Source organism: Streptomyces sp. ADMS (assembly GCF_033441795.1).
Taxonomy (GTDB): Bacteria; Actinomycetota; Actinomycetes; order Streptomycetales; family Streptomycetaceae; genus Streptomyces.
In genome coordinates, this window is the sequence record NZ_JAVFVX010000021.1 from 1 (window position 1) to 22,926 (window position 22,926).

Below are 22,926 nucleotides of genomic sequence, written 5' to 3' on the forward strand. Positions count from 1 at the left end.
CCCGGTGCTCCGGGCGGCTGTTCCTGCGGGTCCAGCGAATTGCGCAGCAGAGTCGGTTTCCACGCGGGCGGGGGAGCTCTCCGGGCGGGTTACGCTTGGTGGTCATCCCCCGTCAGCTCACGAAGGTAACGCCGCGATGTCTGCCGAGTCGGTTTTCCCGCAGCTCGAAGCCCTGCTGCCGCATGTGCAGAAGCCGATCCAGTACGTGGGCGGCGAGCTCAACTCCACGGTCAAGCCCTGGGAGGACTGCGACGTCCGCTGGGCGCTCATGTACCCGGACGCGTACGAGGTCGGGCTGCCCAACCAGGGCGTGATGATCCTGTACGAGGTGCTGAACGAGCGCGCGGGCGTCCTCGCCGAGCGTACGTACAGCGTCTGGCCGGACCTTGAGGCGCTGATGCGGGAGCACGGCGTCCCGCAGTTCACCGTGGACGGTCACCGGCCCGTGAAGGCCTTCGACGTGTTCGGGCTGTCCTTCTCCACGGAGCTGGGCTACACGAACATGCTGACGGCGCTGGACCTGGCGGGTATCCCGCTGGAGTCCAGGGACCGTGGCCTGGACGACCCGATCGTGCTGGCCGGCGGCCACGCCGCCTTCAACCCCGAGCCGGTCGCGGACTTCATCGACGCGGCGATCATCGGCGACGGCGAGCAGGCCGTCCTCGACATGACGGAGATCATCCGCGCCTGGAAGGCGGAGGGCCGGCCGGGCGGTCGCGAGGAGGTCCTGTTCCGCCTGGCGAAGACGGGGTCCGTGTACGTTCCGGCGTTCTACGACGTGGAGTACCTGGCGGACGGCCGGATCGCCCGCGTCGTCCCCAACAAGTCGGGTGTCCCGTGGCGGGTGTCCAAGCACACGGTCATGGACCTCGACGAGTGGCCCTACCCCAAGCAGCCGCTGGTCCCGCTCGCGGAGACCGTCCACGAGCGCATGTCGGTCGAGATCTTCCGCGGCTGCACGCGCGGCTGCCGCTTCTGCCAGGCCGGCATGATCACGCGCCCCGTGCGGGAGCGGTCGATCACGGGCATCGGCGAGATGGTGGAGAAGGGCCTGAAGGCGACGGGCTTCGAGGAGGTGGGCCTCCTCTCCCTGTCCTCGGCGGACCACTCGGAGATCGGGGACATCGCGAAGGGGCTCGCGGACCGCTACACGGAGGACAAGGTCGGACTGTCGCTCCCGTCGACCCGCGTGGACGCCTTCAACGTGGACCTCGCCAACGAGCTGACCAGGAACGGCCGCAGGTCCGGCCTGACGTTCGCGCCCGAGGGCGGCAGCGAGCGCATGCGCAAGGTCATCAACAAGATGGTGTCCGAGGAGGACCTCATCCGGACCGTCTCCACGGCGTACGGCAACGGCTGGCGCCAGGTGAAGCTGTACTTCATGTGCGGTCTGCCGACGGAGACCGACGAGGACGTCCTCCAGATCGCCGACATGGCCATGAACGTGATCGCCGAGGGCCGCAGGGCCTCCGGCCAGAACGACATCCGCTGCACGGTCTCGATCGGCGGCTTCGTGCCCAAGCCGCACACCCCGTTCCAGTGGGCACCGCAGCTCTCCGCCGAGGAGACGGACGCGCGCCTGACGAAGCTCCGGGACAAGATCCGCGGCGACAAGAAGTACGGCCGCTCGATCGGCTTCCGCTACCACGACGGCAAGCCCGGCATCGTCGAGGGCCTGCTGTCGCGCGGCGACCGGCGTATCGGCGCGGTGATCCGCGCGGTGTACGAGGACGGCGGCCGCTTCGACGGCTGGCGCGAGCACTTCTCGTACGACCGCTGGATGGCCTGCGCGGAGAAGACGCTGCCCGACTTCGGTGTCGACGTCGACTGGTACACGACGCGCGAGCGTACGTACGAGGAGGTCCTTCCGTGGGACCACCTGGACTCGGGCCTCGACAAGGACTGGCTTTGGGAGGACTGGCAGGACTCCCTCGACGAGACAGAGGTGGAGGACTGCCGGTGGACGCCCTGTTTTGACTGCGGGGTGTGTCCTGCCCTGGACACGGCCATTCAAATCGGTCCCACGGGCAAGAAGTTGCTGCCGCTGACGGTCAAGAAGGACGCTGCGACCAGCGGACACGTGCACTGACGTGAGTGAGGCGCTGCGGCGCATCGTGGAGGCTCTGGGCGGCGGCGGCGCCGGCGAGGAAGAGGCTGCTGCTGTCCTGAGGGGCGCTCGGGGCTCGGAGTGAGCGGCAGGGGGCTGTGCGGGAGGGGCCGAGGACGCCGCTGTCGCTGCCGGGGCTCTTCGGCTGTGCACTCTGAGAGATCGGGCTCGGGGGAAGACCCTCCCGCATGTGACGGCGCAGCACAGCTGGCAAGTCAGCACGCCTTGGCAAACGCCGAGAAGGGGGACCCGCCTACGGTTCGAAGATGTGCCGCAGATAGGTGTGCGGGTCGGCGAGATAGCGGCGCCAGTGATCCACGACGCCGAGCTCCCGCCAGGCGACCCTCCGCATGCCGTGCTCACCGACCTCGACGATGTCCGCGCCCGGCAGCGCGGTCAGCAACGGGGAGTGCGTGGCACAGATGACCTGGCCGCCCTCCTTGGCCAACCGGTCGATGTGCCCGATCAGCTCGAGGCACGAAGAGAAGGAGAGCGCTGCCTCCGGCTCGTCGAGAACATAGAGCCCGGCGTGAAGGAACTTCCCGCGGAACGCCGCGAGAAAGCCCTCACCATGGCTGACATGGCCCGGCGAGAACCCCTCCCTGTCCAGGGCGTCCAGCGCGGTCTCGGCACGCAGGAAGAAGCCCTTGCGGGCTGACCAGCTGGTGACCATACGGCGCCCGCGCCCCGAGGCGGCGTCGAATTTCATACGCTCGCCGAGGGCCGACTTGCCGCGCGGGGAAGCGTAGCGCCAGTCGTGGGAGCCGCCGTAGGAGTCCAGTCCGAACCCCTCTGCCAACGCCTCGACCAGGGTCGACTTCCCCGAGCCGTTCTCACCGACCAGAAAGGTCACCGGTGCGGTGAACCGCAGCCCTTCGTCGAGCAGCTGTCGGACGCAGGGCACCGACCAAGGCCAGGTCTCCTCGTCGTACGAGGAGAGATGGGCATACGCGCGTTCGATAATCACGCAACCAGTGTCGCCTGGGCTCGTCAAGCGTACGTGCGCCGTGTAGCCGGGGTCGGTACCTCGCGCTCGTTGTTGCCCGGGCTCCGGTGGCGAAGGGGCGTCCGGCGCGGGACCCGCCGGACGCCCCTTCGCGTGTGCCCGTCAGGCGACCACGGTTCCGCCGTTGGTCTGGTTGGGGGCCGGGCGCCTGTTCATCTCGACCCAGGGGTTGCCGGCGTTGGTGCCGCACTGCAGGATCGCCGGGTTGGGGCCGTTGCTGTCGAACGCGCAGGTGATCTCGTAGACCCGGCCCGTGGTGGTGATGAGGCCGAACTGGATACCCCCTGACGCGTCGTGCTCGCTGACGGAAGCGCCGCAGGGCAGGCCCGCCGCGTCGCCCCCGGGGTATCCGTCGTGGTTGCTGAGGTCCGTCCACAGCATCGGGTTGGCGGTGTTGCCCGTAAGGTCACGGATGCCCGCGTAGAAGCGGCCGTCGACCGACAGTGCGGCACGGTACTCGACGTTGCCCTGGGGGTGGTAGGCGTCGATGTCGGAGCAGGGGCCCGGTGCGCCCGTCGCGCCGGTGTTGCCCATGGGGCCGGTGGGGCCGGTGGGGCCCGTCGGACCGGTGGCGCCGGTCGGACCCTTGGGGCCGGTCGGACCTTTCGGGCCCTTCGGGCCTGTCGGGCCCTGGCACTTGTCCTTGCCGCCCGCGGTGGACGAGTCGGCGCGGTGCTTCGACCCGTTGGTCTTGCACTTGTCCTTGCCGCCGGCGCTGTAGTGGCTCGCTCCCGTGGTGTGGTCGCCCACACTGCGCGCCGCGGCCGCCGCCGGACTGACCACACTCGCGGCCAGGATCAGGGCGAGCGAGGTCACCAGCCCGGCCTTCCTGAACCTGTCCCGCGCCAGCGGCCCGAGAAGCGAACGCGTCCTGTACTCAGGACTCATCGATGTGCTCCTTGCGTCGACTTGTCTTGGCTTGCCTCGACCGGGCCGGGTGATGCCCCGAACCCGAGTGCGAGCTATACCCGCGTGTGACGCGTGGAGCGGTGATATGAGCGGCAAGGCGTGCGTTTATCAACGTATAAGACTAATTTGTGCATTCGGATGGGTTACTCCCGCGCGACGCCTTCCGCGTGTACGAACAGGGACGCGTCCGGCCCATGCCGCATTGACGCCGTGAAACAGCGGCCCCTCCTCGCCAACACCGAACGCGACCCGGGACACGTCCAGGAGGCGATCGCCCTGTACGAGCGGCGGGCGGCGGTGCTGCCCGGGCCGTCCGGCGGTCGTCATGGGCGGGAGCAGACCACCGTGACGAGGGTGAACGAGGCGTAGAAGGGTTCGTGGGCGAGGCCGGCGAACCAGGCCTCGCCCCGCTTCCTGTCGATATGCCCGTCGATGATGGCCTGTTGCATGTTGCGGCCGAGGCCCAGGGTGTGGTCGCCGTGCTCGAAGTCGGTGAATACGGGGGTGGTGGCGGTCGTCGTCTCGACGCGGAAGCCCGCCCGGACCGCCAGACGGGCGAGGCGGCGGCCGACGGTGGCATGGCGGACCACCTTCTCGGTGGTGTAGCGGGTGAACGCGCGGCTCGTCTCCAGGTCCTCCGCGTCCACCACCAGGGTGTCCCAGTCGGGTTCCACCAGACCGACGAGGGCGCCGGGGCGGGTGGCCGCGTGGAGCTGGGCCAGCACCTCCGCGGGGGAACGCACATGCATCAGAACCCGGTCGATCCTGGCGCGGTCCACTGTTCCGGGTGTGACAGGCAGGGCGTGCGCGTCCGTCTCCCGGATCTCCACCGTGCTCACCGTGCTTACGGCGGCGGTGAGTTCGCGGGCCGTCGCCAGCATCGCCGGGTCCTGGTCCACGCCGATCACCCGACCGGTCGGGCCGACCCGTTCCGCGAGGGCCGGGAGGTCGGTGCCCGGCCCGCAGCCCACGTCCAGGACGGTGTGGCCCGGGCGGAGGTCCAGCAGGTCGAGCAGCTGGCGCTTGTACGCCCGGCCGGCGTCCTCGGACGCGGCGCGCAGCATGTAGGACGCCTGGTCGGGCCTCGGCACACCGAGAGTCTTCGCCATGGCATCAGTCAAGCAGCTGTGTGGCGGGCGCCAAGTGGGTTCAGCAGAGACGCAGTTGGCAGGTATGGGTGAGGAGGTTGCCCAACAGGCCTTCCGTGTCACCGGACTTGTGGGCCCGCGCCACACCGCTGAGGCTGTGGCCGCCGTGGTCGTGGCGGAGGTGGAGCGACAGGGCCGGGCTGTTGATCCGGGCGTCCGCCGTGGGGAGTTGCAGGGGAAAGGTCGCCTGGAGGGCCCAGGCCTGCGATGCGCTCGTCCGGGCGTCTGCGCTCTCACCGTTGAGGTGCAGGCGGGCCCGGTTGTCCTCCGGGGTAAGGGTCAGTGACATCGGGATGTCCCCCTCGGGGGTGCTGATCGAGCCGCGCCAGTCGGCTGCCGGGAGGTTCGGGGGGCGCACCGGGTCGTCCGTGAAGGGCGAGATCGACTCGGGGGAGAAGCCGGGGACGAGCGTGTCGAGGACGTGGTGGGTGATCCGGTCGCGGGCTGCCTTGTCGGTGCTGTTGGTCAGTACCGACACCGACAGGTGCTGCTCGGGCACGGTCACGACGATCGCCGCCACCCCGCCCATCCCGCCGCCATGGCTCTGCACGAGGGGACCGGCGCCGCGCGACAGGCACCAGCCGAGCCCGTATCCGAGGCTCGGGTTGACCGGGCTCGCCGCACGGACGGCCGCTGCTGTCTCCGGTTTCAGCAGACGGTCGTACGACTGGGCGAAGAGCGCCAGTTGGGCGGCGGGGGCCCAGCCCAGGGTCGCGCCGGGGTGGCTGGTGTCGCAGTACGGCGGATAGGGGCGGCCGTCGCTCGTGCAGCGCGTCGCCCGGGGTGCCGGGCCGGGGTGGGCGGGGCCCAGGTGGAGGGCGGTGAGGCCCAGGGGCTCGAACACGCGCTCCCGTACGAAGTCCGCGAGCCCTTGGCCGGTCGCCGCTTCCAGCAGGTGGCCCAGGGCGCGGTAGCCGAGGTTGGCGTACTCGAAGGCGGTGCCCGGGGGGCGGTGAAGGAACGCGTACGGGGTCGCGTCGATGCGGACGCCGTCCCCGGGGCCGTCGGCGTAGTGGAAGTCGTAGTGGGCGCCGAAGCCGCCTCGGTGCTGGAGGAGCTGGCGGACGGTCGGGGCCGGCCAGTCAGGGTCACCCGGCACGGGTACGGGTGCGTCCAGGTCCAGCAGGCCCTGGTCGGCCGCCACGCAGATCGCCGTTGCCGTCATGGGCTTGGCGATCGAGGCCAGGGCGTAGGCCGTTTCGGGGGTGGCCGGGCGGAGCGCGGTGACGTCCGCGAGGCCGTGTGCCTCGGCCAGGACCACTTCGCCGTGTTCGACGACGGCCACCGAGACCGAGGGACAGTTGTGCTCGTCCAGGGTCGAAGTGCAGTACTCAGCCAGCCCGTTCAGCCCGTCCAGTGCGTTCGGCATCCGCGCATTCTGGCAGCCGGCCGAAGTCGTGGATTCACGGCCCGTGTCCCTCGTCCTGATCACTTTTCGGATGCGCCGCATCCGTACGGGGGGTTGGCGCGTCTACGTCGGTATGGATCTGGAGAAACCGACCGCCGAGGCACGGCAGCCCGAGCGGCAGTCCGAAGGGTGTCTCGTCGTTGCGATTCGCATCCCTGTGCGGATCGTCGTGCTCGTGCTGGTCGTGCCGGTGCGGATGGTGTGGGACGGGCTCGTCGCCGGCGGGCGCCTCCTCACGGACGCGGTGCTGCGTCCCCTCGGACGGGCGCTGGCCTGGGTCGCGCGGGCCGTGCTCGTCTGGCCGTTCGTCGGGTTGTGGCGGTACGTGGTCGTGCCTCTGGGCAAGGTGCTCGGCCGGCTGGGGAACGCCCTGGTCGTCGTTCCGCTGGTGTGGCTCTTCCGGTATGTGCTGACGCCTCTCGGGCACGGAATCGCCTGGGTGTTCCGGGGGATCGGCGCCGGGCTCGGGTGGGTCTACGCACGCGTGCTCACACCTGTGGGGCACGCGGTGCTGTGGGTGCTCAGGGGGCTCGGGGCGGGCGCGACAGGCCTGGGGCTCGGGGCGTACGCCGTGGCCGCGTGGCTCGTGCGGTACCTGATCGTCGTACCCGCGCAATGGCTGTACGAATGGATCCTCACGCCGGTCGGGAAAGCGGTCGCCTGGTGTGCCCGGGGGGTCGGGTTGCTCCTCAGCATGGTGATCACCGGGATCGGGTTCGTTCTCTACTGGGTGCTGCGTCTGCTTCTCGTCCTGCCCGCGATCGCGCTGTGGCGCTGGGTCCTGACGCCTCTCGGACGCGCCCTCGCCGTTGTCGGGCGGGAGGTCGGGGCCGCGCTCGGGCACGCCTGGCGCATCGCCGGGCACATCTCGCTCGCCGTCGGCCGGTTCCTCGGGACCCTCCTTCGGTGGATCTTCGTGGAGCCCGTGCGCTGGGTGTACCGGACGGTGCTGACCCCTGTCGGGCATGTCGTACGGGACGCCGTTCTGCGGCCCGCCGCCGAGGCCGCGCGCAGTGTGGGCCGCGTCACCCGGCAGGTGCTGGCCGCCGCACGCGACTCGGCACGGCAGGCGCGGGCCGACTTCCGGCGGATGCTCTTCGGGGAGCCGAAGGAGGAGGTCGCTGTGGACCGGCGGGAACCAGGAGGCGCCGACGGACGTACTCTTGGTAGTAGTACGACCGCACTCACGAAGGACTGAGCGACACTGGGCAAGCGACAGCCCGAAGGCCCGCCGCCCGCACCCGCGGTGCAGCGCATCCGACTGCGCTACACCAAGCGTGGCCGCCTCCGGTTCACCAGCCACCGTGACTTCCAGCGCGCTTTCGAGCGTGCGCTGCGCCGTGCCGAGGTGCCGATGGCCTACTCGGCGGGGTTCACGCCGCATCCGAAGGTGTCGTACGCCAATGCCGCACCCACCGGCACGGGCAGTGAGGCGGAGTACCTGGAGATCGCGCTCACCGAAGCGCGCGATCCCGACAAGCTGCGTGAGCTGCTCGACGAGTCGCTGCCCACCGGGCTCGACATCGTCGACGCGGTCGAGGCCCGGACCTCCGGGCTCGCCGACCGGCTCACGGCTTCCGTATGGGAGCTGCGACTGGAGGGTGTGGCGCCCGAGGACGCGCGCCGCGCCGTCGACACCTTCAACGCCGCCGAGACGGTCGAGGTCCAGCGCCTCGCCAAGAACGGCATGCGAACCTTCGATGCCCGGGGCGCGGTGGCGGGCCTTGAGGCAGGCGTTGAGACAGGTGTTGAGACGCACGGTCCACGTGCTGATAGGCCGACGGACCAGCCCTGTGCGATACTGCGGCTGGTTGTTCGGCACGTGACGCCTGCCGTTCGACCCGACGACGTCCTGTCCGGTCTCCGCGCCGTGGCCGACCTGGCGCCGCCGGTCCCGGCAGCGGTGACCAGGCTGGCGCAGGGGCTGTTCGATGAAGAGACCGGCACGGTGACCGACCCGCTCGCGCCCGACCGCGAGGCAGCGGTGGCCCTCTCCATGGCCACTCCGACTGCCGCCGCGTCGCAGGCACCGGCGTAAGGAAGGTCCCGCGAAGGGACGAACGTCGTAGCGTCGCCCTCGTACTCGGGAGCCACCTGGGTCGGGCAGCGCACCGACCACAAGACTTTCGCCAGGCCGTACGCAACATGGCGTACGGAACCGGCGAGACAGGACACAGAGAGCTCCCGTGCGGCGCCCGCGCCCCGGACGGCGGCACCGCGCACTGCGCGAGCCGCGGACGTCACCGGCACCCAAGCCGGACCAGGTGCGGCGCCCGGGAGCCTGACGGGAGAACCGCCCGCATGCTCGAACCGACCGAAGCTTCGGAGCCCACTGAGGGTTCCGCACACGACACCCCCAGCGACAACCTGCCGCCGCGCCGCAGGCGCCGCGCAGCGTCCCGCCCCGCGGGACCGCCTGTCGCCGGGGCCGAAGCCGCCGCTGCGGCCGAGACCACGGCGCCGGCCATTCCGGCCGCAGAGGCCGTCCAGTCAGACAGGGCCGACACTGCCGGCAAGGCCGAGGAGAACGGCCGGAACGCGGAGGACGAGGCCGCGCCCGCGCCTCGTACGCGTCGTCGGGCCACACGGCGCGCGTCCGCGCCCGCCGGTGCGCCCGTGAAGACGGCCGATGAACCGGCCGCGCCCGCCGTATCCGCCCCGACTGCCGAGGAGAGCGGCGACAAGGGCGACAGGAGCGGCGAGGAGAGCGCTGCCGTCGAGGCGCCCGCCGCCGTGGAGGAGGCCGCGCCTGCTCCGCGTACCCGTCGTCGGGCCACCCGCCGGGTCTCCACGCCCGCTGCCGAGGTCGAGGCCGAGACCGTGGCTCCGGAGGCGCCCGCAGCAGAGGCGCCCGCCGCCGTCGCGGAGGCCGAGGCCGAGGTGGAAGCCCAGCCCGAGACCGCCGTCGCCGAGGACGCCGCGCCGCGCCGTGGGCGTCGTCGGGTCGCCCGTAAGGCCGCTGTCGGGTTCTCCGCACCCGCGCCCGCCGTCGAGAACGGTGAGGGTGGCCGGCGTCCCGCGCGCCCCGCGGTCGCCGTGTTCCAGGCGCCCGTCTTCACCGAGCCGATGTTCCAGACGGCCGAGCGGGCCGCCGCCGCGGCTGCCGCCGAGGCGGCCGACGACGTCGAGGAGATCGAGGCCGAGGAAGAGGTCGTCGAGGCCGCTCCCGTCGCCGAGACCGTCGTGGAGGAGCACGCGCCGCGCCGTCGGCGCCGTCGCCGGGGTGGCGACGAGGAGCCCGTGGCCGCCGCGCCCGTCGTGGTCGAGGAGCCGGCGGAGACGGAGAGCGTCGAGGACGCCTACGAGTCCGCCGACGACGCTGTCGACACGGACGACGACGGCGAGGAGGGCCCCGGTTCGCGCCGGCGCCGCCGCCGCGGTGGCCGTCGCAGGCGCCGCGGTGAGTCCGCAGACTCGGACGAGTCCGGTGACGACGACTACGCGGGCGAGCAGGCCGCGCGGGCCGACGAGGACGCTGCGGACACCGCCGACCAGGTGGACGAGGACGCCGAGGAGGACGAGCGCGACGAGCCGGGCGGTTCCGGTTCCGCCAGCAGCCGTCGCCGTCGCCGTCGTCGGCGCCGGGCCGGTGACTCCTCCGGGGAGAGCGAGCCCGTGCTGGGTGACAGCGACCCCGAGCGCACGGTCGTCAAGGTCCGCGAGCCGCGCGCCAAGAGGGACGAGCACCCGAGCGACGAGGTGCAGTCCATCAAGGGCTCGACGCGCCTGGAGGCCAAGAAGCAGCGCCGCCGGGAAGGCCGTGAGCAGGGGCGCCGACGCGTTCCGATCATCACCGAGGCCGAGTTCCTGGCCCGCCGTGAGGCCGTGGAACGAGTGATGGTCGTACGCCAGTACGGCGACCGCACCCAGATCGGTGTCCTTGAGGACAACGTGCTCGTCGAGCACTACGTCAACAAGGAGCAGTCGACGTCGTACGTCGGCAACGTCTACCTGGGCAAGGTCCAGAACGTGCTGCCCTCCATGGAGGCCGCGTTCATCGACATCGGCAAGGGGCGCAACGCCGTCCTGTACGCCGGTGAGGTCAACTTCGAGGCACTGGGGATGGCCAACGGTCCGCGGCGCATCGAGAGCGCGCTGAAGTCCGGGCAGCCGGTGCTCGTGCAGGTCACGAAGGACCCGATGGGGCACAAGGGTGCGCGGCTCACCAGTCAGGTCTCGCTCCCGGGCCGCTACCTGGTCTACGTCCCCGAGGGGTCGATGACCGGCATCAGCCGCAAGCTGCCCGACACCGAGCGCGCACGTCTGAAGACCATCCTCAAGAAGATCGTCCCCGAGGACGCGGGCGTCATCGTGCGCACCGCCGCCGAGGGCGCCAGCGAGGACGAGCTGCGCCGTGACGTCGAGCGGCTCCAGGGGCAGTGGGAGGACATCCAGAAGAAGTCGAAGAACGGCGGCAGCTCGAACGCGCCGTCTCTGCTGTACGGCGAGCCGGACATGACCGTCCGCGTCGTGCGCGACATCTTCAACGAGGACTTCACCAAGGTCATCGTCAGCGGCGACGAGGCCTGGCAGACCATCCACGGGTACGTGTCCCACGTGGCCCCGGACCTGGTCGACCGGCTGACGAAGTGGACCTCCGAGGTCGACGTCTTCGCGACGTACCGCATCGACGAGCAGCTCGCCAAGGCGCTCGACCGCAAGGTGTGGCTGCCCAGCGGCGGCTCGCTGGTGATCGACAAGACCGAGGCGATGATCGTCGTCGACGTCAACACCGGCAAGTTCACCGGCCAGGGCGGCAACCTGGAGGAGACGGTCACCAGGAACAACCTGGAGGCGGCCGAGGAGATCGTGCGCCAGCTGCGGCTGCGCGACCTGGGCGGCATCGTCGTCATCGACTTCATCGACATGGTCCTGGAGTCGAACAGGGATCTGGTGCTGCGGCGCCTGCTGGAGTGCCTGGGCCGCGACCGTACGAAGCACCAGGTGGCCGAGGTCACCTCGCTGGGCCTCGTCCAGATGACCCGTAAGCGCGTCGGGCAGGGCCTCCTGGAGTCCTTCTCCGAGACCTGCGTCCACTGCAACGGCCGCGGTGTCATCGTGCACATGGAGCAGCCGACCTCCAGTGGAGGTGGCGGCAAGCGCAAGAAGCGCGGTCGTGGCGGTGCCGAGCACGAGCACGCCCACGAGACCCACGAACACGACGTGATCGTGGACGGCGCCGAGGAAGCGGCGGAGGACGTCGAGGAGACGGTGGACGAGCTCGCCGCCGAGGTCGCGGCGCCCGTCGCCCTGTCGGCGCCCGTCTTCGAGCCGGACGAGGAGCTGTACAGCAGCGCCGCCGAGGCAGAGGCCGCGGCGGGCCGCGGTGGCCGTTCGAGGCGGCGCGCCAGCAGGCGGGCTTCGGCTCCGGCGGGTGCGCCGCGGGCGGAGTCGCGTGGGGCCGAGGGGCGTCGCGCTGATGCCCGTACGGCCGAGTTCGTTGCCGCCGAGGCTTCGGTGGTTCCGGACACCGTGCCGGTCGCGGTGCCGGAGGTCGTGGCTCAGGCCGAGCCCGTGGCTGTCGAGGACCCGGTCGTCGAGGCGCCCGTCGCCGAGACGCAGGTCGCGGTGCAGGACGACGCGGCTCCCAAGGGGCGTACGCGTCGCCGGGCCACCCGCAAGGTGTCGGCCCCGGCCGGTTCGCCGAAGGCGGCCGACGAGGCTGTGGCCGAGACCGTGGTGACGGTCGTCGCCGAGGCGGTTGCGGAGCCTGTGGCGGCTCCCGCTCCGGCTCCGGTCGAGGCGGCCGAGAGTGCGGCTCCGGCCCGGCCGCGGCGACGTGCCGTGCGCAAGGCCACGGCGCCCACCTCGTCCGAGGAGGCGGCCGTCATGGTCGTCCCGGCGGTCACCGAGGCTGCCGGGACCGCGGCGGCCCCGGCTGCTGTGGAGTCGTCGGCGCCTGGTGACGCGGCCGAGGCCGAGGACGCGGTTCCCGCCAGGAAGACGGCGCGCAAGACCGCCGCCAAGAAGGCGACCACGGCCAAGAAGGCCGCCACGAAGAAGACGGCGGCGGTCAAGAAGACGGCCACCAAGAAGACGACCACGGCCGCCAAGAAGGCCACGACGAAGAAGACGGCGTCGAAGAAGACGGCGGCTGCGGCCGAGGAGCCGGCGCAGGAGTCGGTCTCGGCGGGAACGACCACGGAGGGCTGATCCCCTCGGTCGTCTGTGCGGTGGTGCGGCGGTCCGCCCGGGTTTCCGGGCGGGCCGCCGTCGTTGTCGGCAGGGGGCGCGGGGCTCGGTTTGACCCGTTCAGGTCGGGCCCGTAATCTTGAGCGTCGGCGTGTCCATAGTTTTTTCCATGACGCGCCACATCCCCGTAAACCTCATCCTCCTGAGCACCGGGCATTTCGGTGCGGCGGGAGAGGCCACTCGCTTTTTGCCGGGCGGCTGGACTGCGGGGGTGCCGGTCCCGAGCGAGAGAGTGAGATCCGCGTGTACGCCATCGTGCGCAGCGGTGGTCGCCAGCACAAGGTTGCTGTCGGCGACATCGTTGAAGTTGACAAGATTTCCACTGCCAAGGTTGGCGACACGGTCGAGCTCTCGACCCTGCTCGTTGTCGACGGCGACGCTGTGACCAGTGACCCGTGGGTCCTGGCCGGCATCAAGGTCCAGGCCGAGATCGTGGACCACCACAAGGGCGTCAAGATCGACATCCTTCGCTACAAGAACAAGACCGGCTACCGCCGTCGTCAGGGCCACCGCCAGCAGTACACGGCGATCAAGGTCACTGAGATCCCCGCGGCTGCGAAGTAAGGGACTGAGGAGAGATGGCACACAAGAAGGGCGCATCGTCCACCCGGAACGGTCGCGACTCCAATGCTCAGCGGCTCGGCGTGAAGCGCTTCGGCGGTCAGGTCGTCAACGCCGGTGAGATCCTGGTCCGCCAGCGTGGCACCCACTTCCACCCCGGCGCGAGCGTCGGCCGTGGCAAGGACGACACGCTGTTCGCGCTGGCCGCCGGTGCGGTGGAGTTCGGTACCCACCGTGGGCGCAAGGTCGTGAACATCGTTCCGGTCGCCTGATCGGTTCTTTCGCGAGGCGGACCTCACTTCCCGTTCGGGAAGCGGGTCCGCCTTTCGCGTGTTTTCCCTAAACAGAGTTTTCGTACGTAACTGGAGGCACATCCCATGACCACCTTCGTGGACCGCGTCGAGCTGCATGTCGCCGCGGGTAGCGGAGGTCACGGCTGTGCCTCCGTCCACCGTGAGAAGTTCAAGCCGCTGGGCGGGCCCGACGGCGGCAACGGCGGGCACGGCGGTGACGTGATCCTCACCGTCGACCAGTCCGTCACCACGCTGCTCGACTACCACCACTCCCCGCACCGCAAGGCCACCAGCGGCAAGCCCGGCGAGGGCGGCAACCGGTCGGGCAAGGACGGGCAGGACCTGGTTCTGCCGGTGCCGGACGGGACGGTTGTTCTCGACAAGGAGGGCAACGTGCTCGCCGACATGGTCGGGCACGGGACCTCGTACGTCGCCGCGGAGGGCGGGCGCGGTGGGCTCGGCAACGCCGCGCTGTCCTCGGCCCGGCGCAAGGCGCCCGGGTTCGCGCTGCTCGGGGTGCCCGGGGGGCTGCAGGACATCGTCCTGGAACTGAAGACGGTCGCCGACGTGGCGCTGGTGGGGTATCCGAGTGCCGGTAAGTCGTCGCTGATCTCGGTGCTGAGTGCGGCCAAGCCGAAGATCGCCGACTATCCGTTCACGACGCTTGTGCCCAACCTGGGTGTGGTGACCGCGGGCGCGACTGTTTACACCATCGCCGACGTGCCCGGGCTCATTCCCGGTGCCAGCCAGGGCAAGGGCCTCGGGCTGGAGTTCCTGCGCCACGTGGAGCGGTGCAGTGTGCTCGTGCATGTGCTGGACACGGCGACGCTGGAGTCCGAGCGTGACCCCGTCTCCGACCTCGACATGATCGAGGAGGAGCTGAAGCAGTACGGGGGGCTGGGGGACCGGCCGCGGATCGTGGTCCTGAACAAGGTCGACGTGCCCGACGGTCTGGATCTCGCCGAGATGGTGCGGCCCGAGCTGGAGGCTCGCGGGTACCGGGTGTACGAGGTGTCCGCCGTCGCCCATATCGGGCTGAAGGAGCTGTCGTTCGCGCTCGCCGACATGGTCGGGCAGGCACGGGCCGCCAAGCCCAAGGAGGAGGCGACCCGGATCGTCATCCGGCCGAAGGCCGTCGACGACGCCGGCTTCACCGTCGTCCAGGAGGAGGACGGCCTCTTCCGGGTGCGGGGCGAGAAGCCCGAACGCTGGGTACGGCAGACCGACTTCAACAACGACGAGGCGGTCGGTTATCTCGCCGACCGGCTCAACCGGCTGGGTGTCGAGGACAAGTTGATGAAGGCGGGGGCCCGGGCGGGGGACGGCGTGGCCATCGGTCCCGAGGACAACGCCGTGGTGTTCGACTGGGAGCCCACGGTCATGGCGGGGGCGGAGATGCTGGGGCGGCGCGGGGAGGACCACCGGCTGGAGGAGCCGCGGCCTGCCGCGCAGCGACGGCGGGACCGGCAGGCGGAGCGGGACGAGGCGCAGCAGGAGTTCGACGACTTCGAGCCGTTCTAGGGGGCGGTGCGGGCAGGGGTGGTGAGGGTGGGTTTTCTCGCCCCCGCCGCCCCTACCCGTTCATCCTGTACCTGGGGGCTGCCGTCCCCGGACCCCTGCTCCGGCCCTGAACGGGCCCTGTCCTCGAACTCGTCCGGAGGGGCCGCCCCCAGACGGGCTGAAGATGCGCCGGGGTGGGTGGGAAGGAAGTCTTCTGATCTCCCCTGATCTTTCATCAGGGGTTTCCTTCTGTCTGCCTGCCCGTACGGCTGCCGTGGGAGCTTCCGTAGGTCCAAGAGGCCTCCCAGGCAACGGAGTTCGCCGATGAGTGGTGTCGTTTCGCCCGGCAGACGCAGGTTTCTGACCGCCGGTGCCGGCGCCGTCGGAGCCGCCGCGTCCGGACAGCTGCTGCTCGCGGGGACCGCCCGGGCCGCGCAAACCCCCTTGCCCAGCGGGGTGTTCAGCCTCGGGGTCGCCTCCGGGGACCCGCTGCCCGACGGCGTCGTGCTGTGGACCCGGCTCGCTCCCGATCCGCTCGACGGTGGCGGGATGCCCGACCGGACCGTGGTCGTCGAGTGGCAGATCGCCGAGGATTCGCGGTTCCGGCGGAAGGTCCGGCGTGGGTACGCCTGGGCCCGGCCCGAGCACGGGCACAGCGTTCACGCCGATGTACGGGGGCTGAGCCCCGACCGGCACTACTGGTACCGGTTCCGGACCAGTGGGCAGCTCTCCCCGGTGGGACGTACCCGTACCGCTCCCCGGCCCCTCGTCTCCGGCGACCATCTGCGGCTCGCGCTCGCCTCCTGCCAGAACTGGCAGCACGGCTACTTCACTCCGTACGCCGACATGCTCGCCCAGGACCCCGACCTCGTCGTCTTCGTCGGCGACTACATCTACGAGTCCACGCCCGCGACCACCGGCGTACGCAGGCACGAGGGCACCGGTGAGCCGTACAGCCTCGTCCAGTACCGCAACCGGTACGCCCAGTACCGCAGCGACCCGCACCTCAAGGCGATGCACGCGGCCGCGCCCTTCGTCGTCACCTTCGACGACCACGAGATCGACAACGACTTCGCCGGGGACGTTCCGCAGGACCCCGCCAAGCAGACGCCCGAGGCGTTCGCCGCCCGGCTCACGGCCGGCTACCAGGCCTACTACGAGCACATGCCCGTGCGCGCCGCGGCCGTTCCCAGCGGTCCGCACATCCGTATGCACCGGCGGCTCGACTTCGGGCGGCTCGTGCGGCTCAACGTGCTCGACACCCGGCAGTACCGCAGCGACCAGGCCACCACCCAGGCCGGTGCCCAGGACCCGGCGATGACCATGCTCGGCGCCGCGCAGCGGCGGTGGCTGCTGAAGGGGCTTCGCGGGTCGCAGGCTCGCTGGAACCTCATCGCCTCGCAGATCATGATGGCCGAGACCGACCTCAAGGTCGGCGAGGGCAAGCTCTGGTACTACGACGCGTGGGACGGCTACCAGGCCGAACGCAACGCCCTGCTCGCCGAGTTCGCGAACGTCCGTAACCCCGTCGTCCTCAGCGGCGACCGTCACCTCACCATGATCAGCGACCTCAAGCGGGACTTCGCCGACCCCGGTTCGGCGGTCGTCGGTTCCGAGTTCGTCGGTACGTCCATATCCAGCAACGGGGACCAGGATCCCGTCGCCTTCCACAAGGAGTGGGACCCTCGCATGGGCGACAACCCGCACTGGAAGGTCATCGACAACCACCGGGGCTACCACCTCTTCGACATCCGGCGCGCCGGTATCGACGCCCAGGTCCGGATCGCGGACACCGTCACCAAGCCCGCCTCCGCCTCCCGAACCCTCGCCAAGCTCCACGTCGAGTCCGGGAAACCGGGAGTACGGCAGGTCTGAATCTCCTGCAATTCCGTGCCGTGACTTCTGTGCCGTTACTCACAGCAATTCCGGCCCACGGCCTCGGCTCTCTTCCGGTGTGCTCGGGCCGCCCCTTCTTTGACCTCGGGTGCAAGGTGAATGACAGGTTGCGCGCACATATGCGACGCGGGGCGCTCACCTTGCACTGCGGTAACCGCAGGTGGGACGATTTCACGGTTCTCTGTTGCCCCGAGGTAGGTCGCCCGTGTCCCAGCACAAAGCCAAGCCCCGCACCACCGCCGTCGTCCTCGCCGGCGGCACCGGCCAGCGGGTGGGCCTGTCGATTCCGAAGCAGCTGCTGAAGATCGCGGGAAAGGCGGTCATCGAGCACACCCTGCACACCTTCGAGCAGGCGGATTCGATCGACGACGTCATCGTGCTGATGGCGCCCGGCTATGTGACGGACATCGAGAAGATCGTCGCCAAGGCCGGTTTCAAGAAGGTCACCCGCATCATCGAGGGCGGCGCCACGCGCAACGACACCACCGAGCGCGCCATCGAAGCACTGGGGGAGGGGCTGGCCGAGGGCGAGGACCGCAACGTCCTGTTCCATGACGCCGTACGGCCGTTGCTGTCCCAGCGGGTCATCGACGACTGCGTGACCGCCCTTGAGCGGTATCAGGCCGTCGACGTCGCCATCCCCTCCGCCGATACGATCATCGTCACGCGGACGCACGGCGACGACGGTGAGTTCATCACCGAGATTCCCGACCGCTCACGGCTGCGGCGCGGTCAGACGCCCCAGGCGTTCAAACTGTCGACCATCCGGCGGGCCTACGAGGTCGCGGCCGGTGACCCCAACTTCCAGGCCACGGACGACTGTTCGGTCGTACTCAGGTATCTGCCGGACGTGCCGATCCATGTCGTCGCGGGCGACGAGTACAACATGAAGGTCACCCAGCCCGTCGACGTCTTCATCGCCGACAAGCTCTTCCAGCTCGCCTCCGCCGCCACGCCCCAGCAGATGAGCGAGGACACCTACCGTGAGCTGCTGACCGGACGAACCCTCGTCGTCTTCGGCGGGTCCTACGGCATCGGCAAGGACATCGCCGAGCTGGCCGAGGGGTACGGCGCCAAGGTGTACGCCCTCGGGCGGTCGACCACCGGCACGCACGTCGAGAACCCGGAGGAGGTCGACGAAGCGCTGTCCAAGGCGTACTCAGGGACCGGGCGCATCGACTACGTCGTCAACACGGCCGGCGTACTGCGCATCGGCAAGCTCGCCGAGACCGACAACGCGACCATCGAGGAAGCGCTGAAGGTCAACTACCTGGCCCCCGTGCAGATCGCGCGGTCGGCGTACAAGTACCTCGCCAAGACCAAGGGCCAGCTGCTGCTCTACACCTCCAGCAGTTACACGCGCGGCCGGGCCGAGTACAGCCTCTACTCCTCCACCAAGGCCGCGATGGTGAACCTCACCCAGGCTCTGTCGGACGAATGGGCCGGCGACGGCGTCCGCGTCAACTGCATCAACCCGGAGCGCACGGCCACGCCGATGCGTACGAAGGCCTTCGGCCAGGAGCCCGCGGGTTCGCTGCTGTCCTCCGGGGCGGTGGCCCGTACCTCGCTGGACGTGCTGCTGTCCGAGCTGACCGGGCATGTCATCGACGTCCGCCAGCAGGACCCGACGGCCGCGGCCGGCCGGGCCTCCGGTTTCGAACAGGCACTCGCCAGTGTCCTGGACCGTCAGGACGACGGCCTGGCGTGAAGCGTGACGACGAATTTCGACTTTGAGCCCACGCGAAATCCGCAAAACCCACCGGAAAACCACCGGACAGACTCCCAGATAGTTCCCATAACCCCAGATTGTTTCCCAGGTACTTTCCCAGATACAGGTTCTCCTTGATTTCCACTGCTATTCGCGTCGCCCGGGTGGGCAGCCCGGCCGAGCTGGCCGCGGCGGTCCTCATGATGCTGGGCTTCCCCTGTCTCATGCTGGCCGCGCTCCTCCCGAGCGTGCCCGCCTTCGCCGCCGCCGCCGCAGTGACCTACCTGGCGGACCGCTATCTGCACCACCGGGGCAGCTATCTGATCAACCGCCTCGGCAAGGTGCGGGCGGGTGTCTCCATCCGGTTCCTGGTACGAGAGCTGCTGGTGCTGTTGCTGCTGGCGCGCGCGGACCTCTCCAGGAGCATGATCTTCTACGCGGCGATCGCCTGCTTCATCGCCTTCTACGGCTTCCAGGCCCCGCACGGCGCCCTGATCACGCTGATCCACAACCGCCGCCGGATGCCGGTCGCCACCCGCAACGTCGACCTGGCCTCACGCATCCCCATCCCGGACGCCCCGCCGCGCTTCCTGCTGGAACGCTCCACCGAGAAGATGCTCCACCTCGACCTGGCCGCGCTGACCGGCATCCTGATCACCGTCCAAACGGGCTCGACGGTGTACGGCATGGTCGGCGTCGGCGCCACCCTCGGACTGGCGTTCCTGTACGTGGTCGCCCTCGCGCCCTACGTCCGGGGTCGCCGCATCCCGCCGGACGCGGAGACGGTGCTGGCCGCGACGGACGCGTGGCTGCGTGAGTACCGGCCGCAGACGGTGCTGTACTTCTCCGGCTCCAAGGACTCGGCGTACCAGCTCAACATGTGGCTTGAGACGATGGAGCAGTTGGAGACCCGGCCGCTGATCGTCCTTCGTGAGCGCGTCACCCTGCACAACCTCGCGCCCACGACCGTGCCCGTCATCTGTGTGCCCGGCGGCATCCATCTGATGAACCTGGACCTGCGCACGGTCCGGGTCGCGCTCTACGCGGCGAACGTCGGCAAGAACATCCACCTGCTGCGCGTGCCGACCATGAAGCACGTCTTCATCGGGCACGGCGACAGCGACAAGATCGCCAGCGTGAACCCGTTCAGCAAGGCCTACGACGAGGTGTGGGTCGCCGGACGGGCCGGGCGCGACCGGTACGCGATCGCCGACGTCGGTGTCCGGGACGAGGACATCGTCGAGGTGGGACGGCCCCAACTGGCGCCCATCCGCGGGCCGCTGGGCGCGCCGGACGGACGTATCCCGACGGTTCTCTACGCCCCCACCTGGGAGGGCTGGGACGACGACCCCGGCAACACCTCCCTCCTGCTGGCCGGCGAGAACATCGTGCGCGAACTGGTGGCGGCCGACCCGCCCGTCCGTGTGCTGTACAAGCCGCACCCCTTCACCGGCACCCGCAGCGACGAGGCCAGGGCCGCCCACGAGCGGATCACCGCGCTGGTCGAGAAGGCCGCGGTCGAGCGGGCCGCCGACCCGCGCTTCCTGGGCGACCTGGGCGAACAGACGCGCGCCAGGACCGACCTCGGACGCATCGAGGCACGGCTCGCCGAACTGGCCGGGCCCGGCGGTGAGAAGGGCGACGAGGCGGAGGCGACCCGGGACGGGATCGTCGACGTGGAGCGGCACGAGGAGATCGCGAAGCTGCGCGCCGAGTGGAACGACGCGTACTGGCGTTCCTTCGCCGCCGGGGAGCACCGGGTCGTCACGGGCGCCGAACCGCGGCTGTACGACTGCTTCAACGTGTCCGACGCGATGGTGTCCGACATCTCCAGCGTGGTCTCCGACTTCATCGCCAGCGGCAAGCCGTACGCCGTGACGGACTCGGCGGAGCTGGGTGCGGAGGAGTTCAAGCGGCAGAACACCGCTGTCCGCGCCGCCGTGATCCTCACCAACAGCGCCCAGGAGCTGGGGCGGTTGCTGGACGCGGTGCGCGATCCGGCAGCCGATCCGCTGGCCGGTGAGCGCGCGGAGCTGAAGCGGTACCTGCTCGGGCCCGACGAGCCGCTCTCCATCGAGCAGTTCAACACCGCGACGGCCGACCTCGCGGTGAAGGCCGAGGCGCGCAACGCGGGCCAGAAGCGGCAGGCGACGGCCGCGCGGACCTGAGGCTCCGGGGGCTGCGGTTGCGGGGCCCGTCTGGAGGATCACTCCTCGGGACGGGCCTCTCACGCATATCCGGTCGGGCCTCGGACGTGCTGGTCACGCCGCCGTCCGTCTACGAGCGGACGATGTCCACCCCGCGGTGAGACGCCCCGTCCGCCCACTGGACCCGTGCACGCCCCCATCCCCGTTCGCGTAAATTGCCCGTCAGCGCAGCCGGACGACCCGAGGGGACACAACGCAGGTGGCAGGGGCAAGGCAGGCCGTCGCAGAGGCCCACAGGATTGTCGTCAAAGTGGGTTCCTCGTCGCTGACCACGGCGGCCGGCGGCCTCGACGCCGACAGGGTCGACGCGCTCGTCGACGTCCTCGCCAAGAGCCGCAGCGGCGGAGAGAAGGAGATCGTTCTGGTCTCCTCCGGTGCCATCGCCGCAGGCCTCGCCCCGCTCGGCCTGCGCCGGCGCCCCAAGGACCTGGCCCGCCAGCAGGCCGCCGCCAGCGTCGGACAGGGGCTCCTCGTCGCCCGCTACACCGCCTCCTGCGCCCGCTACGGCATCCGCGTCGGCCAGGTGCTGCTCACCTCCGACGACACCAGCCGCCGCGCGCATCACCGCAACGCCTCGCGCACCCTCGACAAGCTCCTCGCGATGGGGGCACTCCCCGTCGTCAACGAGAACGACACCGTCGCCACGGACGAGATCCGCTTCGGCGACAACGACCGCCTCGCCGCCCTCGTCGCCCACCTCGTCCGCGCCGACCTCCTCGTCCTGCTGTCCGACATCGACGGCGTGTACGACGGCGACCCCAGCAGGCCCGGTACGTCACGGATCGCCGAGGTGCGGGGCCCCGAGGACCTCGCCCACGTCGACATCGGCACGGCGGGCAAGGCCGGTGTCGGAACCGGCGGCATGGTCACCAAGGTCGAGGCCGCCAGGATCGCCGCCGCCGCCGGTATCCCGGTGGTCCTGACCAGCGCGATCCACGCCGCCGACGCCCTCGCGGGCCGGGACACGGGCACCTACTTCCACTCCACCGGCAGGCGCTCCGCCGACCGTCTGCTCTGGCTCCAGCACGCCTCCACCCCCCAGGGCTCGCTCACTCTCGACGACGGCGCGGTGCGCGCGGTCGTCGAGGGGCGCAAGTCGCTGCTGCCGGCCGGTATCGCCGCGGTCGAGGGTGAGTTCGTCGCGGGCGACCCGGTCGAGCTGCGCGACAGCACGGGTCACGCGGTCGCACGCGGGCTCGTCAACTTCGACGCCAAGGAGATCCCCCAGCTGATCGGCCGCTCGACGCGTGAACTGGCCCGCGAACTGGGCCCCGCGTACGAGCGGGAGGTCGTGCACCGGGACGACCTGGTCATCCTGAACCCCTAGCCGCATCCCACGAACCTGCAAAACCTCTCTTCGCATCAGTCCCGCAAAGGGCCGAAAACGGGGGGAACACCCCGTAAATCCGCCCGTCGTGAGGTGGACGTTCCGCAAAAGTGCCCCATGAAGCGTGCGTACCTGCTTCTCTCTGTTTCAGGGAGATTCCGCACGACCATCGGGTAAAGGAGGCCGTCGTGAGACGAGTGCGCCCTGGGGCGGCGGCGTCCCGCGGTGGAACCGCCTCCCGCAAGGTGGGGGAGGAGCGCGCTTTGACCAGCGTCGCGGCCGGCGCCCGCTACGAGGAGACGTACGAGGAGCCGAAGGACGTGCCACGCCTGTGGCATGTCACGCTCAGTGTCTCCGGCGCCGAGGCTCCGCTGAAGGAGGTCCGGCGAGGCCTGGAACAGCTCGCCCACGACCACCCCTTCCTGCTGACCAGCAGATACGCCAACGACCACGCGGAGATCCGCTACTGGGAGGAGGCCCGCGATCTGCACGACGCCGCGGCCGTCGCCCTGCGGCTGTGGGGCGAGCACCGCCAGACCGCGAAGCTGCCGCCCTGGGAGATCGTCGGCCTGGAGGTCATCGACCGGGAGACCTACCACCACCGCATCGCCGAAGGGTACGGCCCGTTGCCGGCTACCCCGGTCGGCGTCCACCCCTTCTGATC

The 22,926-nt window shown here is 70.2% G+C and carries 17 protein-coding genes; 13 read left to right on the forward strand and 4 right to left on the reverse strand.

Annotated elements, in window-relative coordinates; all coding sequences use genetic code 11:
- Positions 1–136 precede the first annotated feature (136 nt).
- A complete protein-coding gene (locus RB628_RS12115; protein ID WP_318320366.1) occupies positions 137–2,089 on the forward strand; it encodes a TIGR03960 family B12-binding radical SAM protein in 1,953 nt (650 codons plus the stop codon).
- A gap of 271 nt (positions 2,090–2,360) precedes the next feature.
- Here RB628_RS12115 and RB628_RS12120 read toward each other — a convergent pair whose 3' ends face one another.
- Both RB628_RS12120 and RB628_RS12125 read right to left on the reverse strand, forming a co-directional pair.
- The gene (locus RB628_RS12120) at positions 2,361–3,074 is read right to left on the reverse strand and encodes an AAA family ATPase (RefSeq protein ID WP_318320367.1); all 714 of its coding nucleotides are present in this window, start codon (positions 3,072–3,074) and stop codon (positions 2,361–2,363) included.
- A 141-nt stretch (positions 3,075–3,215) separates the two neighbouring features.
- A complete protein-coding gene (locus RB628_RS12125; RefSeq protein WP_318320368.1) occupies positions 3,216–4,001 on the reverse strand; it encodes a hypothetical protein in 786 nt (261 codons plus the stop codon).
- A gap of 231 nt (positions 4,002–4,232) precedes the next feature.
- Here RB628_RS12125 and RB628_RS12130 point away from each other — a divergent pair, with 231 nt between their 5' ends.
- Entirely contained in the window at positions 4,233–4,391 is a 159-nt protein-coding gene (locus RB628_RS12130; RefSeq protein ID WP_318320369.1) for a hypothetical protein, read from the forward strand.
- Here RB628_RS12130 and RB628_RS12135 read toward each other — a convergent pair.
- Complete coding sequence (locus RB628_RS12135; RefSeq protein ID WP_318320370.1) at positions 4,346–5,131, reverse strand: methyltransferase domain-containing protein; 786 nt, start codon at positions 5,129–5,131, stop codon at positions 4,346–4,348. The genes RB628_RS12130 and RB628_RS12135 overlap by 46 nt on opposite strands.
- A 40-nt stretch (positions 5,132–5,171) precedes the next feature.
- On the reverse strand, positions 5,172–6,539 hold the full coding sequence (locus tag RB628_RS12140) for a serine hydrolase domain-containing protein (protein ID WP_318320371.1): 1,368 nt from the start codon (positions 6,537–6,539) through the stop codon (positions 5,172–5,174).
- A gap of 112 nt (positions 6,540–6,651) precedes the next feature.
- On the opposite strand from RB628_RS12140, the gene RB628_RS12145 reads away from it, so the two are divergent.
- The 11 genes from RB628_RS12145 to RB628_RS12195 all read left to right on the forward strand — a co-directional run bounded on the left by RB628_RS12145 (position 6,652) and on the right by RB628_RS12195 (position 22,924).
- Entirely contained in the window at positions 6,652–7,776 is a 1,125-nt protein-coding gene (locus RB628_RS12145) for a hypothetical protein (RefSeq protein WP_318320437.1), read from the forward strand.
- Positions 7,777–7,824: 48 nt separating this feature from the next.
- Positions 7,825–8,616 carry a TIGR03936 family radical SAM-associated protein gene (locus RB628_RS12150; protein WP_318320373.1) on the forward strand — a complete coding sequence of 264 codons (792 nt, stop codon included), beginning with the start codon at positions 7,825–7,827 and terminating at the stop codon, positions 8,614–8,616.
- 263 nt (positions 8,617–8,879) lie between these two features.
- Positions 8,880–12,731, forward strand: a complete 3,852-nt coding sequence (locus RB628_RS12155; RefSeq protein WP_318320374.1) for an Rne/Rng family ribonuclease — start codon at positions 8,880–8,882, stop codon at positions 12,729–12,731.
- A 282-nt stretch (positions 12,732–13,013) separates the two neighbouring features.
- Positions 13,014–13,334, forward strand: coding sequence for a 50S ribosomal protein L21 (gene rplU, locus RB628_RS12160; protein WP_006374708.1), 321 nt, complete (start codon positions 13,014–13,016; stop codon positions 13,332–13,334).
- Positions 13,335–13,348: 14 nt separating this feature from the next.
- On the forward strand, positions 13,349–13,603 hold the full coding sequence (gene rpmA / locus RB628_RS12165) for a 50S ribosomal protein L27 (RefSeq protein WP_006374707.1): 255 nt from the start codon (positions 13,349–13,351) through the stop codon (positions 13,601–13,603).
- Positions 13,604–13,708: 105 nt separating this feature from the next.
- On the forward strand, positions 13,709–15,145 hold the full coding sequence (obgE, locus tag RB628_RS12170; RefSeq protein ID WP_318320375.1) for a GTPase ObgE: 1,437 nt from the start codon (positions 13,709–13,711) through the stop codon (positions 15,143–15,145).
- 303 nt (positions 15,146–15,448) lie between these two features.
- Positions 15,449–16,999 carry an alkaline phosphatase D family protein gene (locus tag RB628_RS12175; protein WP_318320376.1) on the forward strand — a complete coding sequence of 517 codons (1,551 nt, stop codon included), beginning with the start codon at positions 15,449–15,451 and terminating at the stop codon, positions 16,997–16,999.
- Between the two features lie 226 nt (positions 17,000–17,225).
- Positions 17,226–18,728 (forward strand): bifunctional cytidylyltransferase/SDR family oxidoreductase, encoded by a 1,503-nt coding sequence (locus tag RB628_RS12180; RefSeq protein ID WP_318320377.1) that lies wholly within the window; start codon positions 17,226–17,228, stop codon positions 18,726–18,728.
- 134 nt (positions 18,729–18,862) lie between these two features.
- Entirely contained in the window at positions 18,863–20,896 is a 2,034-nt protein-coding gene (locus RB628_RS12185; protein WP_318320378.1) for a hypothetical protein, read from the forward strand.
- A 238-nt stretch (positions 20,897–21,134) separates the two neighbouring features.
- A complete protein-coding gene (proB, locus tag RB628_RS12190; RefSeq protein ID WP_318320379.1) occupies positions 21,135–22,262 on the forward strand; it encodes a glutamate 5-kinase in 1,128 nt (375 codons plus the stop codon).
- A gap of 197 nt (positions 22,263–22,459) precedes the next feature.
- On the forward strand, positions 22,460–22,924 hold the full coding sequence (locus RB628_RS12195; protein ID WP_318320438.1) for a hypothetical protein: 465 nt from the start codon (positions 22,460–22,462) through the stop codon (positions 22,922–22,924).
- The last annotated feature ends 2 nt before the right edge of the window (positions 22,925–22,926 follow it).

Bases quoted from the DNA above. Each gene is read 5' to 3' on its own strand.
- RB628_RS12115 (WP_318320366.1), top strand. From the start codon at position 137: ATGTCTGCCGAGTCGGTTTTCCCGCAGCTCGAAGCCCTGCTGCCGCAT.
- RB628_RS12125 (WP_318320368.1), bottom strand. From the start codon at position 4,001: ATGAGTCCTGAGTACAGGACGCGTTCGCTTCTCGGGCCGCTGGCGCGG.
- RB628_RS12135 (WP_318320370.1), bottom strand. From the start codon at position 5,131: ATGGCGAAGACTCTCGGTGTGCCGAGGCCCGACCAGGCGTCCTACATG.
- RB628_RS12140 (WP_318320371.1), bottom strand. From the start codon at position 6,539: ATGCCGAACGCACTGGACGGGCTGAACGGGCTGGCTGAGTACTGCACT.
- RB628_RS12145 (WP_318320437.1), top strand. From the start codon at position 6,652: ATGGATCTGGAGAAACCGACCGCCGAGGCACGGCAGCCCGAGCGGCAG.
- RB628_RS12155 (WP_318320374.1), top strand. From the start codon at position 8,880: ATGCTCGAACCGACCGAAGCTTCGGAGCCCACTGAGGGTTCCGCACAC.
- rpmA (WP_006374707.1), top strand. From the start codon at position 13,349: ATGGCACACAAGAAGGGCGCATCGTCCACCCGGAACGGTCGCGACTCC.
- obgE (WP_318320375.1), top strand. From the start codon at position 13,709: ATGACCACCTTCGTGGACCGCGTCGAGCTGCATGTCGCCGCGGGTAGC.
- RB628_RS12175 (WP_318320376.1), top strand. From the start codon at position 15,449: ATGAGTGGTGTCGTTTCGCCCGGCAGACGCAGGTTTCTGACCGCCGGT.